The following is a 16,222-nucleotide window of genomic DNA, read 5'->3' on the forward strand; positions in this document are numbered from 1 at the left end:
ACAGGCTTCGGCATAATATTCCTATAAACGCGATAGTTTTCTAAGCTTTTCATAGCTTTTCAAGACATTGGAGGATATATGCCGGAAACTGAATCGGTAACCGAGATTATGGCAATGCTGGCGCTGCAGCTGGGGATCATCCTTTTTGCGGTGCGTTTTTTTGGCCGCATGGTCAAACGTGTCGGGATTCCCCAGGTTTTAGGGGAGCTTTTGGCTGGGGTTGTCATCGGGCCTTATGCCCTGGGGGGCTTGCATTTCCCCGGGTTCCCCCAGGGTGTTTTCCCCCTTGGCGCAGGCACCTTGGCGGTGAGCACCGAGCTTTATGCTTTTGCTTCCATTGCTTCCATTATACTTCTTTTTGCATCGGGGCTTGAGACCGATATCGGCCTCTTCCTTCGCTACTCTCTGGCGGGGGGCGTTATAGGCATAGGGGGGGTGATTTTCTCCTTTGCCTTTGGGGATCTTGTGGGGGTGTTTTTCATCCCGGGGTCGACTTTTATGAGCCCCCAAAATCTCTTTTTAGGGATACTTTGTACTGCCACTTCTGTAGGCATTACCGCCCGGATACTTTCGGATCAGAAGAAGATGGATTCCCCTGAGGGGGTGACCATTTTGGCCGCTGCGGTTTTCGATGACGTGCTGGGCATCATCGCCCTTGCTGTGGTGCTGGGCGTTGTGGCGGTTATCACAGGGCATGGGGTTGCGGGAGCCGATTCCCTGAACGGCCTCCTCATCCTTGCTATTGCAGGGAAGGCTTTTGGCATATGGCTTGGCTTTACCGCCCTTGGCCTTGTCTTCTCAAAACACATTGCCAATTTCTTAAAGATTTTTAAGCATAGTTACGATTTTTCGATTCTTGCCCTGGGTATTGCATTGCTCCTGGCAGGGGTTTTCGAAAAACAGGGCCTGGCCATGATCATAGGCGCTTATATCGCAGGGCTTTCCCTTTCCAAGACCGAAATTGCCCCGGTGATCCAGGAAAGGATACATGGGCTTTATGAATTCTTCGTTCCTGTCTTTTTTGCCGTCATGGGCATGATGGTAAATGTGAAAGAGATCATGGCGCCTCCGGTGCTGATCTTCGGCGCGCTTTATACTGTAGCAGCAATACTTTCAAAGGTCATAGGCTGCGGAGGACCCGCCCTGCTTCTTGGCTTTAACGGCAGGGGGGCGCTTCGCATAGGAACTGGAATGGTGCCCCGCGGCGAAGTAGCCCTCATTATAGCGGGCATTGGCCTGGCGTCGGGCATACTGGATCAGAAGATATTCGGCGTTGTTATACTTATGACTTTGGTCACCACCCTTGCAGCTCCTCCTCTTTTAAGTGCAACTTTACGAATTCCCGGTACAGGAACCCGAAAGCCCGTCAAGGGGGACGAATCGGCTTCCACAACTTGGGAATTTATTTCCGATGAAATTGCAGATCTTGTTGTGGATACTCTTCTTAAGGATCTCAAAAACGAGGGTTTCTATGTTCAGATGTTGAATATAGATGAAGGACTCTCCCAGGCCCGTAAAGACGATATCTCCCTGTCTATAACGGAAGAAGAAAGCAATGTTACCATCGAGACTGCCAGGACCGACATGCCTTTTGTAAAGACTGCGGTTTACGAAGTTATCCTGAGGCTTAATGATTCTATACAAAAGCTCAAGGATTCTTCTGATCCCCGGCAGATGAAAAAAGGGCTTTTGGATAAGGATGGCCGTACCAGCGCGGATCTCCTCTCCCTGGTTACGCCACAATGTGTTTCCCTCGACCTTAAGGGCGAAACCAAAGACGCAATAATTGCCGAACTGGTAGAAATACTGTCAGTCCAGAACAAACTCCTCAACAAAGAGGCAGCCCTGATTGATGTGCTGGATCGTGAAAAAACCATGAGTACAGGCATGCAGCATGGCATTGCCCTTCCTCATGCAAAAACCAGTGGTGTGAGCGACCTTGCGGTAGCAGTGGGGATAAAAAAAGAAGGCATAGATTTTGAATCCGCCGACGGCGAAAAATCCCGGGTTTTTATACTGTTGCTTTCCCCGAGGAAAACTTCAGGCCCCCATATCCAGTTCCTTGCTGCCATAGGTACGGTTCTTAAAGATGATGATGTGCGAAAGGCCTTGATAGAAGCCCAATCGAAGGAGAAGGTGGTGAGCCTTCTGCAGAAGGGGAAAGCTGGTTAATATCTGCGCTTAAGCGTGCGTTTAAGCGCTTAGGAGATGCTCTAAAAGTATCTTGGCGCCAATGCCTATGAGTACGAGGCCCCCGGCGATTTCGGCCCATTTCCCCAACAGGGGGCCTATGAGGCGGCTTGCTTCAAAGCCGATCATGCAAACCAGGAATGTTACTATCCCTATGCCCATGGCAGGCAGCCAAATAGTATTTCCAAGAAGGCTGAACGAAAGCCCCACAGCAAGGGCGTCAATGCTTGTGGCAATCGAAAGGCTCAACAGGCAGGGCATGCTTCTGATATCGCTTTTGTCTTTGCATTTGCAGTCGGAATTAACAGTAATACTGTCATCATTAGTACTAGTATCTTTTTTGATTTCTCTTGCGCCTTCAACAACCATTTTCCCGCCTATGAATGCCAAAAGCCCAAATGCTATCCAGTGATCAAAATTTTTAATATACGATGCAAAAGAATAGCCCAAATACCAGCCTGCTACGGGCATAATAAACTGGAAAAGACCGAAAAAAAGGGCAGCCCTCAGGGCATGGTATGGTTTTAATCCTTTAATGGTTATACCCGAACTTACCGAGATGGCAAAGGCGTCCATGGATAGGCTGAGGCCTATGAGTATAATTGAGGCCATTGCCAGCTTATCTCCTCAATGCAGGCTGCAAAGCCAGGCCGTGTATTTTGCAAAGGTACGTATCCATCAGAATCTGCCTGGGGAAAGAAGATTCAGAGCGCAAGAGCGCGTCATATTCAGCGGTGAGGGAAAGGAAGGTGTCGGCTGCCTCGGAATTGTAGCGCCTCCCTGCATCGGTGTAGTTCCGTTTTGCCTGGGGCGATTTAATGAAGAGCCTTTCTAAAGCCCCGTCGCTGCCTGCGCCTTCTTCAACCAGGTTAATATAATCCCTGAACTGCCTGAAGCACCAGGCAAGGCCCGCCAGGATTGTTTGGGGCTCTACCTTTGCAAGGAGCATGGTATGGAGGGATTCAACGCTGCGGCTTAGATCCCCCGAAGCAATGCGGGCAAAGAGGGTAAATGCGGATTCCTCCCTGGTGTGGGAAAGCCATTTTTCGGCTTCTTCGCTCCCTATCTCCTTGCCCTTTTCCAAAAAAAGTGTAAGCCGGGTACATTCTTGATCTAAAGCATGGGTATTGTTTTCCACCAGTTCCAGTATAGTCCCTATGCCATCGTTGTTGATGCGGAAACCTTTGGCCCTGAAGAAGTTGGCCACCCAATCAACCTTACGGGATTCCGAAAGCTCCCAAAAAACTTTTTTTGCATCCCTGGGCACTGCATCTTCAAGCCCTTTGGCGAGTTTGGTTTCTTCGGAGATAAGAATGAGGGTGGTGTTGTCCTGGGGGGATGCCATGTAGGAAGCGAGGAGATCTACCTCGTCCTTTTTTTTGATGGCGTCGGCATTCTTGATGAGAAAGAGGCGGCTTTCTGCAAAGAGGGAGCCGTTGCGCATGGCAGAGACCATGTCGGATACCGGCGTTTCGCCGGCATAGTAAACCGACTGTTCCAGAGGGGAACCCCCGCCATCGGCTGAAAGCTGTCTTTTTATTTCGTCGATGGCGGCCTGCTTTTCGCCGGTCTCAGTCCCCAGGAAGATCCTCGAGTTCATGCTCTAATGGGGTTCTCGTAGGAGCGTATGATATGGGCCAGCTTGCCCAGGATTTTCACATCCCTGCTGCAGTAGATGGGGGGGTATTTGGAGTTCTCGGGCTGAAGCCTGATCCTGGAGCTTTCTTTATAGAAGGTTTTAAGGGTCACTGCGTCATTCATGGCGACCACCACGATATCGCCGTTGCGGGCGGTGTTCTGCTGCTCTATGACAGCCACATCACCGTCCATGATGCCTGCGCCTTCCATGGAGTCGCCCCTCACCCGCAGGGCAAAGTAGCCGTTCTTCTTTTTGAGCATGGTTCGGGGCAGTTTTATGGCCCCGTCCTGGTTTTCCTCGGAAAGTATGGGCTTTCCGGCAGCCACGGTACCCAAAACAGGAACCTCCATGAAGTTCCGGTCCTCCTCAGGGATTTTGTTGACCAGTTCCATGGTGCGGGACTTTTTGTCCCCTTGCTTGAGAAGGCCCTTTTTCCTCAGGGCAATGACGTGATCGTGGGCGCCTTTGACGGAGATCTCAAAGTTGTCTGCCAGTTCCCTGATGGTGGGCGGGTAGGCGTGAGCATGAATGTACTCCGCGATGAAGGACAATACTTCCAATTGACGGCTTGTCGGTTCTTTCATCGTATGTTCCTCAATCCTTGTTCGCCGGAATGGCGATTTTGTATTTTTTCAGTTTGGCATGGAGGTTTGAAGGGTAGATGCCTATGGCCTCCGCTGTCTTGGATATTATACCATGGTTCTTGAAAAGTTGGAACTCCAAATAAAGCTTTTCGAAGAATTCTTTTGCGGTATTGAAGTCCTTATCCAGCAGGCCTTTAAGGGCCAGGGTTTCATCAAGGGCCTGCTCCCCGGCTTGCCCGGGGGCTTGGCTCAGGGCATCTTTCTTAAGGAATTCAGCCGCTGTCTCTGCCCCAACTTTGCCCCCTGAATACATGACCGCAATCCTCTCCGCAAAATTCTTAAGCTCCCTGACATTCCCGGGCCAGCTGTAATCGCCGAGCATGTCCAGCGCCTCCTTTTCAAATTCGACTGCATCGGGACTCAGCGCCTCGAGGAAGTGGAAGAGCAGGAAAGGTATGTCGCTTTTCCTCTCCCTTAGAGAGGGAAGCCTTATGGGTATGACATTGAGCCTGAAAAAAAGATCCTGCCTGAACTTGCCTTCAGCGCAAGCCCTTTCGAGATCCTTGTTGGTGGCTGCCAGAATCCTCACATCCACGTTGATGGTTTCTTCGCCCCCCAGGCGCTCGATCTTCTGCTCCTGTATTGCCCGCAGCACCTTTGTCTGGGCCGCAAGGCTCATGTCGCCTATTTCGTCCAGGAAGAGGGTGCCCCCGCTGGCGGTTTCGAAGCGGCCCTTGCGTATTGCCGATGCATCCGTGAAGGCCCCTTTTTCGTGCCCGAAGAGTTCGCTCTCTATAAGCGTTTCAGGGATGGCTGCGCAGTTGACCTCTACAAAGGGTTTGTCCGCCCTGGGGGACAGCCGGTGTATGGTCCGGGCGACTACTTCCTTGCCTGTGCCGTTTTCGCCTGAGATGAGAATGCGGGCTTCGCTTATCGCGGCCTGGTTGACAAGGGCCTTCACCTTTTCCATTTCCGGCGAGGCGCCTATGAGTTCATCCCTGGGCACTTTCTTTTTTAACGCATGGTTCTCTTCCCGCAGCTTATGCAGGGCAAGAGCGTTGCGGCAGACTGTCAGAACCTTGTCCAGGGAGAGGGGCTTTTCAAGAAAGTCAAAAGCCCCGAGCTTGACGGCCCGTACTGCCATATCCACATTGGCATGGCCTGAGATCATGACAACTTCTACCTGGGGCCAGTTTTTGTGTATCGTGTCCAGCGCTTCTATGCCGCCCATGCGGGGGAGGAGCACATCGAGGAACACAAGGGAGATATTTTCTTTTTCGAGGATTTCGATGCCCAGTACAGCATCCTCGGCGGTAAAGACCCGGTAATGCTCGTCCTCAAGTATGGACGCAAGGGTGCGGCGAATTCCAGGCTCATCGTCGATTATTAAAATGTGGGTCATGGCTCCTTTGCCTCATAAGAGTTTTCGTCGGTGGGCAGGTCGATATAAAAGGTGGTCCCTGTCCCCCGGGCTGAATCAAACCAGATAGCGCCGCCGTGCTCGTTTACGATACGCTCCACTATGGGGAGCCCAAGGCCGGTACCTGATTTTTTTGTGGTGAAGTAAGGCGTAAAGATGTTTTTTGCGTCCTCTTCGGAAATGCCCTTGCCCGAATCCCTGATGCTGAGCCTGCAATAACGGCGGGCCTGTTTTTTTATGAGGTCGGTGCGAATCTCAATGAGCCCCGTGCCTTCCATGGCGTCTATGGCATTGATGATAAGGTTGGTAAGTATTTGGCCCAGCCTGTGCCGGTCTATTTTGATGGAGATCCCCTTTTCCACATTGCCAATGTCAAAGTCCACCCCGGGGTGGGAAGCCCTATAGGGCTCAATCGCCTCTTCCGCAAGCCCCCGGATTTCTGTCCATGACCGGGATGGTTCCATAGGTTTTGAAAGGGTGCGGAATTCGGTGAGCAGGGTGGCGAGACCCTCGGTCTCCTGTATGATGGCCAGCATGGAGTTTTCGAGGATCTCCCCGATTTTTTCGGGCTCATTCTGCCAGCGCCTCAGCATCCGCTCGGCAGAAAGCCTTATGGGGGTGAGGGGGTTTTTTATCTCGTGGGCGAGCTGCTCTGCCATAGTCTGCCAGATGGATATTTTTTCTGTCTTCACCAAAGCCGCACGGGAATTTTCAAGCTCCCTCACCATTGCGTTAAAGGAACGCACTAAAAGCGCGAGCTCGTCCCCTTTTCGCGGCAAAATCTGTATGGAAAAATCCCCTTCTGTTACCTTTCGTGTTGCTTCGGTAAGATTCCTGATGGGGGATGTTATCCGCCTTGCAAACGAGAAGGCAATGATCAATGTCATGAGTATGGCAGGGAGGAAGAACACGCCGTAGTAAAAGACAAGAAGCCTTTCGATATTGTACTTGATTGAATCAATGATCAGAAAACGGGCTCTTTCGTTCTCGATGGTTTCAAGGTCGCGGTTAAAGCCTTCCCTAAGGCGCCATGTGATTACCCTGATATGATCCGCATCCGGATTCAGTACGTAGCGTATGACATCGGCATCCCGGGGAAGCTCCCTGGGGGCAAAACCCTGCTGGCGCAGGGGAGGGGATGGGAGCCTTAGGCTTTCATCCCCCAGGAAATCCCTTTCGGCCCAGATGCCGCCGGCCCTTAGGCTAAAGTCCTGTATGCCCGATACTTCCCTTGGCAGTGTTTGGGCTTCCGAATTTTCTGCAATATCAAAATCCCCGTTCCTGACCTTGGCTTCGAGCTTTTCCATATTAAGCGAATACGTATCCATTGCAAAACCCTGGGCTGCGTCCATTGCGGAATCCACGTCAATGGTTCTCCAGAATTTGAGAAGTTCCCCTACTGCGAGGTTTGTGAGCAGCACTACGGGCATTGCGGCCAGCACAACAGTGATGACAAAGTAGAACACGAGTTTTGCCTGGAACCTGCCCCAGGGGAGCTGGCCCACAAAGTCCCTGGCCATGTCCATAATCGAGACAGCGAGAAAAACCAGCAGCACCGCAGGGATAATGAAGAAGGCCATGAGGCTTTGCGGCTCCGGTATGCTGCCTGTTTCAAGAAGGCTTGAGATGGTGGATCGGAAAAAGAGTATGGTCAGGACTGTGAGCAAAAGATAGATGAGCACCAGGCCCTGAACGTTTATGATGGAATATTTTGGATGGGTTCTGCGGTTCTTCATTCCTCTGAAAATTTCGATTCAAAAAGGCGGACAATGGCCTCGAGGGCTTCCTTCTCGTCTTCCCCTTCGGTGATGATATTGAGTTCGGTGCCATAGGCTGCCCCCAGGGTCAGGATACCCATGATGGACTTGCCGTTGATCCTGTCGCTGCCCTTCTCAATATAGATGGAAGATTTAATGTCTTTCGCGATCTCCACCAGCAATGCTGCGGGCCGGGCATGAATGCCAGCGCGGTTGGAAATGGTAACTCTTTGCTGCATCATTTTTGAATCCCCTAGATTATATCTTCGCTGCCGAAGTACACAGCCCTGGCATTGTCGCTCTCTATCCATTTAAGGATATTCTTGTTGAATTCCCTGGCCGCATTGTAGCCCATCTTCTTGAGCCTTTCGTTCATGGCGGCAGTTTCTATAATGATGGGGATATTGCGCCCCGGCTTTACCGGAATTTCAAGCTTGGGGATATTGACCCCCAAAATCTCCATGTACTGTTCCTCGGTGCCTATGCGGTCGTAGTTTTTTGACGCATCCCAAATTTCGAGTTTGACAACAAGCTGAATCTGCTTTTTGTCCCTGATGGCGCCAATGCCGTAAAGGTGGGTCACATTGATTATGCCAAGGCCCCGTATCTCCATGTGGTGGGCGATGATTTTATTGGCCCCTGTCCCCATGAGTATATTGCCCGACACGCAATGGATCTCCACAACATCATCGGCTACGAGGCGGTGGCCCAGCTTGATGAGTTCCAGGGCCGTCTCGCTCTTGCCCACCCCCGAATCCCCAAGTATGAGGATGCCCAGGCCGTACACTTCGGCCAGCACCCCGTGTATGCTCTGCCTGGGGGCAAAGACATCCGAAAGGATTCGCATGATGCGGGCGCTGAATTCGGCAGTGGAAAGGTCGGTCTGGAGTATGGGGCATTGGGAAGCTTCGGCCTCCCTGAAAAACATCTCCCCCGGCACGAGGTTATGGGTGAAAATGCAGCAAGGTATGGCATAGGTAAACATCTGCCTGATGGTCTCCACTTTGCCATCCTCTTCAATCTTGCGGAGATATGCCACTTCGCCCCTGCCGTAAACCTGAAGGCGGTTGAAGGCAAATGAATCGAAAAAGCCGGAAAGCGCCAGGCCCGGGCGGTTAAGGTCGGGTATGCTGATTTCCCTGGTCAAACCCTTTCGTCCACCTATGCAGCGGAGGTTGAGGGAGTTGTGCTCCTTCAAATCCAGGTCCAGGAGATCAAGAACAGTGAAGCACTTTTCAGCCATAGTATATCATAATCAAAAGGGCTTAACTGTTTCAAGGTACTTGCATAATCTTCTCTGAATTTGTATATTTATGCGGTATTTTGCATAAAAAGGGGTGTACATGATTCGGCTAAAAGGGGTATGCAAATCCTTCGGCTCTCTCAAGGTACTGAAGGATATAAATCTCCACGTCCGCGAAGGCGAGAAGGTCACGATCATCGGCCCTTCGGGTTCGGGGAAGAGTACCCTCATACGCTGTATTAATGCTTTGGAAGAGCCCACCGAGGGCGAGGTGTACCTTAACGGCGAGCGCCTGCTCCATTCTAATCATGTTCAACTGGTGCGGGCCAACTGTGCCATGGTTTTCCAGCAGTTCAACCTCTATCCCCACATGAATGTTCTGCAGAACATCACTTTGGCGCCCATCAAGCTCCAAAAGATAGCAAAACCGGAGGCGGACGAAATCGCCTACCACTACCTTGACGTTGTAGGTCTCAGGGACAAGGCTTTGGCTTACCCGGCGACCCTTTCCGGGGGGCAGCAGCAGCGCATCGCCATTGCCCGCGCCCTTGCGACAAGGCAGAAGATCCTTCTGTTTGATGAACCTACATCGGCCCTGGACCCTGAAATGGTTCAGGAAGTCCTGGACGTTATGATAAAGCTTTCCAAAGAGTCCATCACCATGGTGGTGGTAACCCACGAAATGGGCTTTGCCAGGCAGGTTGCCGACAGGGTTATCTTTTTGGACAACGGGGTGCTCGTTGAAGAAGGCCCCCCCGAAGTGTTTTTTGAGCATCCAAAAAATGAGCGCACTATTGCGTTCTTAAGCAAAATTTTGCGTTAAAAAGGAGTGAAAGAATGAAGTTAGCGAGAAAATTGGCATGCGCAGCTTTGATTCTGACGGTTGCAGCCGGTGCGTTATTCGCCGGCGGCAGTTCACAAACAAGTTCGACGGGCAGCCCGCTGGACTCAATCAAGGCCCATGGGGTGTTGCGGGTCGGGGTAAAATCCGATGTTCCCGGGTTCGGTCTTCTCAATCCCGATCGGGGCCTTTACGAAGGCATGGAAATCGAGCTTTCCAAGCTCATCGCCAAGGAGATCTTCGGGGATGCTTCGAAAATCGCCTTTACGCCGGTTACCGCGAAGACAAGGGGTCCCCTTCTGGACAACGGCGACATTGACTTTGTCATTGCCACCTTCACCGTAACCGAAGAAAGGAAACTCACCTACAACTTCTCGTCGATTTATTACACCGACGGCGTAGGCATCCTGGCTAAAAAAGCCGCGGGCTATACCAGCCTGAAGGATCTGGACGGCAAGACCTTTGGTGTCGCCCAGTCCGCCACAAGCCGGGCCGCCATTCAGGAAGGGGCCGACAAGATCGGCGTCAAGGTGAGCTTTGCCGAATTTGCCACCTACCCCGAGATTAAGGCCGCCCTGGATTCAGGCCGCGTTGACGCCTTTTCGGTGGACAAGGCCATACTCAGAGGCTACCTGGATGACACGGTCTTCCTCCTCCCCGATACCTTTGCCCCCCAGCCCTATGGTGTAGCCACCAAGCTGAACAACAAGGCCCTGGCAGCCTGGGTTGATGGGCTTATCGTTAAATGGCTTGCCGATGGTACCGTCGCCGGGCTTATCAAACAGTTTAACCTGCAGTAGTCCGGGTTTAGCGGAAGCATGAACGGGCCGTTTGCAGCGCTGCGCTGGGTTTTCCTCTGGAGGGACAAGTCCGCCTTTTTGGAAGGCTTTGGGATGACTATCCTTGTGTCCCTGGGCGCCCTGCTTCTGGCCCTGGCATTGGGCATCATTTTCGGGCTCTTTTCGACTTCCGCTAAAAAAGCATTGAAAGGCATCGCCAGGGTTTTTGTTGAATTTTTTCAGAATACCCCCCTGGTGGTGCAGGTTTTTTTTGTGTACAACGCTTTGCCCTATGTGGGGATAAAGCTCGATGTGTTTTCCATAGGCATGCTCTGCGTAGGCATCTACCACGGCGCCTATGTTTCCGAAGTGGTCAGGGCAGGCATCACTTCCATACCCCGGGGTCAGATGGACGCGGCCCGTTCCCAGGGTTTTTCCTATCTCCAGGCCATGCGTTACATCATCCTGCCCCAGACGGTCACCATAGTATTGCCGCCCCTGGCAAACCAGGCGGTCAACCTCATCAAGAACACCTCGGTTCTTGCCCTCATTGCGGGGGGCGATCTTATGTACCGTGCCGACAGCTGGGCGTCCAACGGAACCCTGAGTTACGGCCCCGCCTACATTGTTACCGGCCTGCTGTACTTCCTCCTCTGTTTCCCCATGGTTACCTGGGCGAGGCGCCACGAAGTAAAGATTAAGAACCGGGATATTCAGGCACACCCTGCCGAGGGCGCTGCCGCAGGAGGCGCAAAATGAGCCCCCAGGTTTTTGCCGATCTCTTTAGCCCTGCCAATGTCAGGTACATACTGGCAGGACTGCGCACCACCCTCCTCATTTCGATAGTGACCGTGCTGCTCAGCGTTTTTTGGGGTTCGGTGCTTGCCCTGCTAAGGAATTACGGAAAGAAAACCCTCGGCCGCTTTGCTTCTATTTATATTGAAATTTTCCGCAGCACTCCTTTGCTGCTTTGGATATTGATCTGCATATTCATGCTTCCCTTTGGGAACGCCCTTATCCGGGGCACCCTGGGCCTCACCCTTTATACTTCGTCGGTTATTGCGGAAATAGTCCGGGGCGGCCTTAACTCGGTGGAGAAGGGCCAGTTTGAAGCAGCCCGTTCCCAGGGCTTCAGCTTTTTCCAGACCCTCTTGTACATTGTGCTGCCCCAATGCTTTATGCGGATTGTCCCATCTTTGATGAGCCAGATCATCACCACCATCAAGGACACTTCGTTCTTTGCCCAATTCGCTATTGCGGAATTTTTCTTTAATTCCAAACAGCTCATGGGCATTATCTCCAAAGATACGGTTGTTACCAGCGCCCATATTTTTGTCCTTTACTGTTTTATCGCCCTGGTGTATTTCGTAATCAACTTTGCCCTTTCCTGTATAGTCCGCAAACTTGCGCGGAACGAGCAGAGCCTTTCGCTCCATCCGGAGCAGTGACCTAAATTTAAGTTCAACAATTTATTATAAGGACACGAAGGACAGAAAGGGGAAGAGAAATAATTAGGGACGAGCGGGAAAAAATTGCCAATTAAAGATAGGATAAGGCGGATAGCCCTCTGATCTTTTCCTCTTCCTGAATTTTCGATACTCATCTTATCTGATGAATTTGCCGAATTAAATTCATCTTATCTGATGAATTCAAAAATTACTGTTTTTTTGCGGGTTTATTCGTGGCGAGGGGGTTAATACCCCGCCCCTTGGGGCGGTTAAAAAGGTATTAAGCCCCGAGTCCAATTCCTTAAGAGAACAACATACCTCGCGGCTTGCCGCGGGGTTGTTGATTCGTGGCGATGTTGTTGATTTTTTCTTGTTTGCGGATTAAGTTTAGAGCAACAACAGGAGATTGCCCATGTTCAGCGATGAATTAAAAAGCCTTCTCATTAAGGTGATCACTTCCTGGCAGGTACTGACCGTGACAGGGGTGCTTGTGGTCTATATCTTTCTCGTGAATTATGTTGCCCGTCTTTACCACCGCAATAAGCCCATTCCCATGCCCAAACCGGGCAAGGGGAAGGAAGCCGCTCCCGGAGCCGCAGCCCCTGAGCCTGGCTCGGGAGACGAACTGGAATTGGAAGAGAAAGGGGAGTAGGTAGGACGCGGTCATGACTAGTTACGCACGGTTTAACCGGAGTATGGCGTAACAGGAATGCTTGAAAATTTGCCAAAAATTCTGTATTATCCAAATCAGAGGTATACATGAGCGCAAACCGGGAACACAAAGACAGCGTATTCACCTGGTTTTTCAGCGAACCTGACGCATTGCGTGAACTGTACAGCGCCCTGGAAGGGGTGTACCTGGACCCCTCTGTCCCCATTACGATAAATACCCTTGAAAGCGTTATCTTTGAGGGGAGAGTGAACGATATTTCCTTTGTCATTGCCGACAAGGTGGTAGTCCTGATAGAGCACCAGAGTACCATAAATAAAAATATGCCCCTCAGACTGCTCATGTATATCGCTGATGTGTATAAAAAGATAACCGGGGAAGAAGATATATACCATTCGAAGTTAGTACCCATTCCCTGCCCCGAGTTTATCGTCCTGTACAACGGCATCGATGAATATGATGACGAAAAAATTCTCAAACTTTCAGACGCCTTTATGGACGCTTCATCCATAGGGCTTGCCAATGACAAGAAGCCGCCATTGGAACTCACGCTCAAGGTATACAATATTAACCAGGGCCGCAATAAGCCTATAATCGCAAAATGCCAAAAACTTGACTGGTATAGTACCTTTATTGCCAAAATACGCGAATACAAAAAAGAAACCGGAAAAGACAAGGCCGGTACAATGGAAGCCGTAAAAAGGGCTGTCCGGTTCTGTATAGACCATGATATCATAAAAGACTTTTTGAAATCACATTCTACGGAGGTAATGAACATGTTAGTAACCGAATGGAATTGGGACACCGCCCTTAGGGTCCGGGAGGAGGAAGGCCGGGAGGAAGGAGAACAGCGGAAAGCTAAAGAAGTTGCCAAAAACGCCCTTAATGAGGGCTTGTCTATTGGAATAATCCAAAAGTTAACCGGTCTTGATACAGAAACCATACAGAGTCTGTCTGCGGAATAAATTATGCTTAATGCCAGCGAACCTTCGGTTCGATGGAATTGGGACACCACCCGATTTATCAATGTACAATTCCACTTAATATCATCCTTCATCTCAGCACCCTCAGCTTATTCTTCCACAAAAAATTCCTTGATATAACAATTTTCTTCTGCTTCTTGAGATTCCTGAGCAGCTCCATGGCCTCGCTGTCGGAACAGTTAACCGCCGGGTTTGAAGCGATAAGGGAGGCCGCTTCCCCCATGGTGTATCTTCTCTGGTTCCGGCGTATAAAATCCCACACGGAGCGGACTTCCCGCAGTTCATCCGAGGCATTGCTCTCGCAGACATCGCAGCAGTCGGATTCGGGGGCAGTGCCATTGCTGTCGTAATTGAGAAGTTTGAGGAGATTTTCGCGTCTGCAGCTATCGGTGCAGTGGGCATAAGCGAGAAGCGCCCGGATTCGGCTGCGGTCGGCTTCGGTTTTGGCCCTGCGGAGCTGCCCTTCATCTTCCGGCCCCCAGAGAAGGAAAGCATGGGACTGCTTCCCGTCTCTTCCTGCCCGTCCGGATTCCTGGAGATAGGCCTCCACCGAAGGAGGGCAGTCCCGGTGGATCACGGTGCGTATGTCGGCTTTGTCGACCCCCATGCCATACGCGCAAGTCGCAATCAATACACCGCCGGGGCTTCCAAAAAACCATTTTTCGACGGCTGTCTTTTCCGGCCTTGAGAGACCGGCATGGTAAAATTTGATTTCCCTTTCAGAGAGCCCGTTCCGAAGATAGCGGGCAAGGTTTTCGGTTCCTTTTCTTGAGGAGCAAAAGACTATGGCCGGCCTTTCGTATTTTGCAAGAAGATCCCTCACCGCCAAATCCTTGAGTATGGCCCCTCTGGCCGAATACGAGATGTTGCTCCTGTCGGGATTCCCGATGATGCGCCGTGTGCCCGTTTCCCCTTCTTTTACCCCAAAGATGTACTTTTCAATCTTTTCCAGCACCGGCGCGCTGGCAGTGGCGGTAAAAGCCGTAACCAGGGGCCGGCCTGCAGCCTCGATAATTTCCCCAATCCTGAGGTAGCTGGGCCTGAAGCTTTCACCCCATTCGCTTACAGTGTGGGCTTCGTCAATCACCAGATGAATCAGGCCGGCCTTGCCCAGTTCTTCCATCACCTGGGGCGTGAGGAGCACCTCGGGATTGGCGATAATGAAGCGGCTCTCACGGGATCGGATTTTTGCCCAAATTTCGGCCCTCTCTTCCCTGCTCTGGCCCCCGCGGAGCGTTACCGGCGCAAAACCCTGGGGCATTTCCTTGAGCCGCCGTTCCTGGTCCGCCATGAGGGAGAGTATGGGGTAGATCACCAGGGTGGGCCCGTCAAGGAGCATGGCGGGCAGCTGGAAGCAGAGGGATTTCCCGGCCCCTGTGGGGAGTATCACTATCTGCCTCCCCAGGCTTTCCGCATCGCTTTCGTCAAGAGGAGAGCCTGTGTCTTCTTCCGGGGCCTCGCCGAACCCGCCGGGCCATTTTATCCCAATCCCCCGGGATGCCGCCGCTTCCAGTATGTTGGCTATCACAAGCCGCTGGTATGGGAAGAGGTAGGACATCCCGAAGAATTCCTTCAGGGCCCTGCCCAGAGGGTCGGGTATCTCAATTTTTTCTGTTGCGTCAACTGTTTCCATATCCTCTATATGGCATTGGGATGCAGGACGCATTGGAATTTGCTTCGATTTTTTAGCATTTCCTCTTGGAATAGCCAAAAAGCGGGTAATGGATCCATTTGTATATATATTCAACAAATTGCATAAAAATACAAAAACCCTTCGTTCTTTCATTGACGGGGAAAATCGAAAGGGGTATACTCTATTCACTTGAATTATAGGAGGAAATATGAAAATCAAGGCAATTGTTTTGGCTGCTATTGCAGCCCTGGTTCTCTCGGGAGCGGTTTACGCAGGTGGCGGCAGCCAGTCGTCAGGCGGGCTTACCCTTGAGAAGGGCACCCTTACTGTGGGCATGGAAATCGGGTATCCCCCCATGGAGTACTATGCCGATGATGGCAAAACCCCCATCGGGTTTGACGTGTCCATGGCAAAGGCCTTGGCGGCGAAAATGGGGCTCAAGGTCAAATTTGTCGATACTGCTTGGGACGGGATTTTTGCGGGGGTGGATACCAGCAAGTACGACTGTATTATGTCGTCGGTAACTATAACCGATGCCAGGAAAGCAGCCCATAATTTCACCAAGCCTTATGTGGGGAATGCCATGGCTCTGGTGCTCCTCAAGAATAGCGCGATCAAAGCCAAGAATCCCAGCGAGCTTGTCGGGCTTGGCGTGGCGTATCAGGAAGAAACCACTGCGGATTTCTACATGACCGATCTTGCGGCCAAGGGCCTTAGGTTCACACCCTACGAGTACGACAAAGTGATGTACTGCTTTGACGAATTAAAGCTCGGGCGGGTGGATGCCATTGTCACTGATAGCCTCGTGGCGGTTGATTATGTCGCTCCTGCGGACAGCCCCTTCGAGATCGTGTGGCAGGGCCCTGCTGATGAAGTTTTCGGCATCTGCCTCAAGAAGGGAAACGACGCCCTCACCGCCGAGCTTGACAAGGCGCTGGACGCCCTCTTTGCCGACGGCACTATGCTCAAGATTTCCAAGGAGATCTTCGGCGGCGTGGATATGGTCAGCGCTGCAAGGAATTAAGGGAAAACCAA

The 16,222-nt window shown here is 51.5% G+C and carries 16 protein-coding genes; 8 read left to right on the forward strand and 8 right to left on the reverse strand.

The features are described from left to right. The first annotated feature begins 78 nt into the window (after window positions 1-78). A complete protein-coding gene (locus TREAZ_RS04620; protein WP_015710651.1) occupies window positions 79-2,172 on the forward strand; it encodes a cation:proton antiporter domain-containing protein in 2,094 nt (697 codons plus the stop codon). A 21-nt stretch (window positions 2,173-2,193) separates the two neighbouring features. Here TREAZ_RS04620 and TREAZ_RS04625 read toward each other — a convergent pair whose 3' ends face one another. From TREAZ_RS04625 to hprK, 7 genes are read right to left on the reverse strand one after another with little or no spacing between them, the layout of a single operon-like run. Next, a complete protein-coding gene (locus tag TREAZ_RS04625; RefSeq protein WP_015710652.1) occupies window positions 2,194-2,802 on the reverse strand; it encodes a manganese efflux pump MntP in 609 nt (202 codons plus the stop codon). Between the two features lie 7 nt (window positions 2,803-2,809). Then, window positions 2,810-3,790, reverse strand: coding sequence for a DNA polymerase III subunit delta (gene holA / locus TREAZ_RS04630; protein ID WP_015710653.1), 981 nt, complete (start codon window positions 3,788-3,790; stop codon window positions 2,810-2,812). Continuing rightward, window positions 3,787-4,413 carry a transcriptional repressor LexA gene (lexA, locus tag TREAZ_RS04635; RefSeq protein WP_015710654.1) on the reverse strand — a complete coding sequence of 209 codons (627 nt, stop codon included), beginning with the start codon at window positions 4,411-4,413 and terminating at the stop codon, window positions 3,787-3,789. Before lexA ends, holA begins: the two co-directional genes overlap by 4 nt. A 10-nt stretch (window positions 4,414-4,423) precedes the next feature. After that, window positions 4,424-5,815: a sigma-54-dependent transcriptional regulator gene (locus TREAZ_RS04640; RefSeq protein WP_015710655.1), complete on the reverse strand. Its 1,392-nt coding sequence runs from the start codon at window positions 5,813-5,815 to the stop codon at window positions 4,424-4,426. After that, entirely contained in the window at window positions 5,812-7,569 is a 1,758-nt protein-coding gene (locus tag TREAZ_RS04645; protein WP_015710656.1) for a sensor histidine kinase, read from the reverse strand. Before TREAZ_RS04645 ends, TREAZ_RS04640 begins: the two co-directional genes overlap by 4 nt. After that, entirely contained in the window at window positions 7,566-7,832 is a 267-nt protein-coding gene (locus TREAZ_RS04650) for an HPr family phosphocarrier protein (RefSeq protein ID WP_015710657.1), read from the reverse strand. The genes TREAZ_RS04645 and TREAZ_RS04650 overlap by 4 nt, the downstream gene beginning before the upstream one ends. Window positions 7,833-7,843: 11 nt before the next feature. After that, the gene (gene hprK, locus TREAZ_RS04655; protein ID WP_015710658.1) at window positions 7,844-8,833 is read right to left on the reverse strand and encodes an HPr(Ser) kinase/phosphatase; all 990 of its coding nucleotides are present in this window, start codon (window positions 8,831-8,833) and stop codon (window positions 7,844-7,846) included. 100 nt (window positions 8,834-8,933) lie between these two features. Between hprK and TREAZ_RS04660 the strand changes: the two genes are divergently transcribed. From TREAZ_RS04660 to TREAZ_RS04685, 6 genes are all read left to right on the forward strand, one after another. Further along, window positions 8,934-9,656, forward strand: a complete 723-nt coding sequence (locus tag TREAZ_RS04660; protein WP_015710660.1) for an amino acid ABC transporter ATP-binding protein — start codon at window positions 8,934-8,936, stop codon at window positions 9,654-9,656. A 14-nt stretch (window positions 9,657-9,670) separates the two neighbouring features. Next, window positions 9,671-10,474 (forward strand): transporter substrate-binding domain-containing protein, encoded by an 804-nt coding sequence (locus tag TREAZ_RS04665; protein ID WP_015710661.1) that lies wholly within the window; start codon window positions 9,671-9,673, stop codon window positions 10,472-10,474. An 18-nt stretch (window positions 10,475-10,492) separates the two neighbouring features. Beyond that, on the forward strand, window positions 10,493-11,212 hold the full coding sequence (locus TREAZ_RS04670; protein WP_015710662.1) for an amino acid ABC transporter permease: 720 nt from the start codon (window positions 10,493-10,495) through the stop codon (window positions 11,210-11,212). Beyond that, window positions 11,209-11,901, forward strand: a complete 693-nt coding sequence (locus tag TREAZ_RS04675) for an amino acid ABC transporter permease (RefSeq protein WP_015710663.1) — start codon at window positions 11,209-11,211, stop codon at window positions 11,899-11,901. The genes TREAZ_RS04670 and TREAZ_RS04675 overlap by 4 nt, the downstream gene beginning before the upstream one ends. Before the next feature lie 412 nt (window positions 11,902-12,313). Continuing rightward, on the forward strand, window positions 12,314-12,553 hold the full coding sequence (locus TREAZ_RS04680; RefSeq protein ID WP_015710664.1) for a hypothetical protein: 240 nt from the start codon (window positions 12,314-12,316) through the stop codon (window positions 12,551-12,553). Between the two features lie 107 nt (window positions 12,554-12,660). Then, on the forward strand, window positions 12,661-13,536 hold the full coding sequence (locus TREAZ_RS04685; protein WP_015710665.1) for an Rpn family recombination-promoting nuclease/putative transposase: 876 nt from the start codon (window positions 12,661-12,663) through the stop codon (window positions 13,534-13,536). Between the two features lie 88 nt (window positions 13,537-13,624). Here TREAZ_RS04685 and TREAZ_RS04690 read toward each other — a convergent pair whose 3' ends face one another. Continuing rightward, window positions 13,625-15,187, reverse strand: a complete 1,563-nt coding sequence (locus TREAZ_RS04690) for a RecQ family ATP-dependent DNA helicase (RefSeq protein WP_148257691.1) — start codon at window positions 15,185-15,187, stop codon at window positions 13,625-13,627. A 208-nt stretch (window positions 15,188-15,395) separates the two neighbouring features. Between TREAZ_RS04690 and TREAZ_RS04695 the strand changes: the two genes are divergently transcribed. Further along, entirely contained in the window at window positions 15,396-16,211 is an 816-nt protein-coding gene (locus TREAZ_RS04695) for an ABC transporter substrate-binding protein (protein ID WP_015710668.1), read from the forward strand. The last annotated feature ends 11 nt before the right edge of the window (window positions 16,212-16,222 follow it).

This window comes from Leadbettera azotonutricia ZAS-9 (genome assembly GCF_000214355.1).
Taxonomy (GTDB): Bacteria; Spirochaetota; Spirochaetia; order Treponematales; family Breznakiellaceae; genus Leadbettera; species Leadbettera azotonutricia.

Bases quoted from the DNA above. Each gene is read 5' to 3' on its own strand.
- holA (WP_015710653.1), bottom strand. From the start codon at position 3,790: ATGAACTCGAGGATCTTCCTGGGGACTGAGACCGGCGAAAAGCAGGCC.
- lexA (WP_015710654.1), bottom strand. From the start codon at position 4,413: ATGAAAGAACCGACAAGCCGTCAATTGGAAGTATTGTCCTTCATCGCG.
- TREAZ_RS04695 (WP_015710668.1), top strand. From the start codon at position 15,396: ATGAAAATCAAGGCAATTGTTTTGGCTGCTATTGCAGCCCTGGTTCTC.
- TREAZ_RS04620 (WP_015710651.1), top strand. From the start codon at position 79: ATGCCGGAAACTGAATCGGTAACCGAGATTATGGCAATGCTGGCGCTG.
- TREAZ_RS04645 (WP_015710656.1), bottom strand. From the start codon at position 7,569: ATGAAGAACCGCAGAACCCATCCAAAATATTCCATCATAAACGTTCAG.
- hprK (WP_015710658.1), bottom strand. From the start codon at position 8,833: ATGGCTGAAAAGTGCTTCACTGTTCTTGATCTCCTGGACCTGGATTTG.
- TREAZ_RS04670 (WP_015710662.1), top strand. From the start codon at position 10,493: ATGAACGGGCCGTTTGCAGCGCTGCGCTGGGTTTTCCTCTGGAGGGAC.
- TREAZ_RS04640 (WP_015710655.1), bottom strand. From the start codon at position 5,815: ATGACCCACATTTTAATAATCGACGATGAGCCTGGAATTCGCCGCACC.
- TREAZ_RS04650 (WP_015710657.1), bottom strand. From the start codon at position 7,832: ATGATGCAGCAAAGAGTTACCATTTCCAACCGCGCTGGCATTCATGCC.
- TREAZ_RS04665 (WP_015710661.1), top strand. From the start codon at position 9,671: ATGAAGTTAGCGAGAAAATTGGCATGCGCAGCTTTGATTCTGACGGTT.
- TREAZ_RS04690 (WP_148257691.1), bottom strand. From the start codon at position 15,187: ATGGAAACAGTTGACGCAACAGAAAAAATTGAGATACCCGACCCTCTG.
- TREAZ_RS04685 (WP_015710665.1), top strand. From the start codon at position 12,661: ATGAGCGCAAACCGGGAACACAAAGACAGCGTATTCACCTGGTTTTTC.
- TREAZ_RS04660 (WP_015710660.1), top strand. From the start codon at position 8,934: ATGATTCGGCTAAAAGGGGTATGCAAATCCTTCGGCTCTCTCAAGGTA.
- TREAZ_RS04675 (WP_015710663.1), top strand. From the start codon at position 11,209: ATGAGCCCCCAGGTTTTTGCCGATCTCTTTAGCCCTGCCAATGTCAGG.
- TREAZ_RS04625 (WP_015710652.1), bottom strand. From the start codon at position 2,802: ATGGCCTCAATTATACTCATAGGCCTCAGCCTATCCATGGACGCCTTT.
- TREAZ_RS04680 (WP_015710664.1), top strand. From the start codon at position 12,314: ATGTTCAGCGATGAATTAAAAAGCCTTCTCATTAAGGTGATCACTTCC.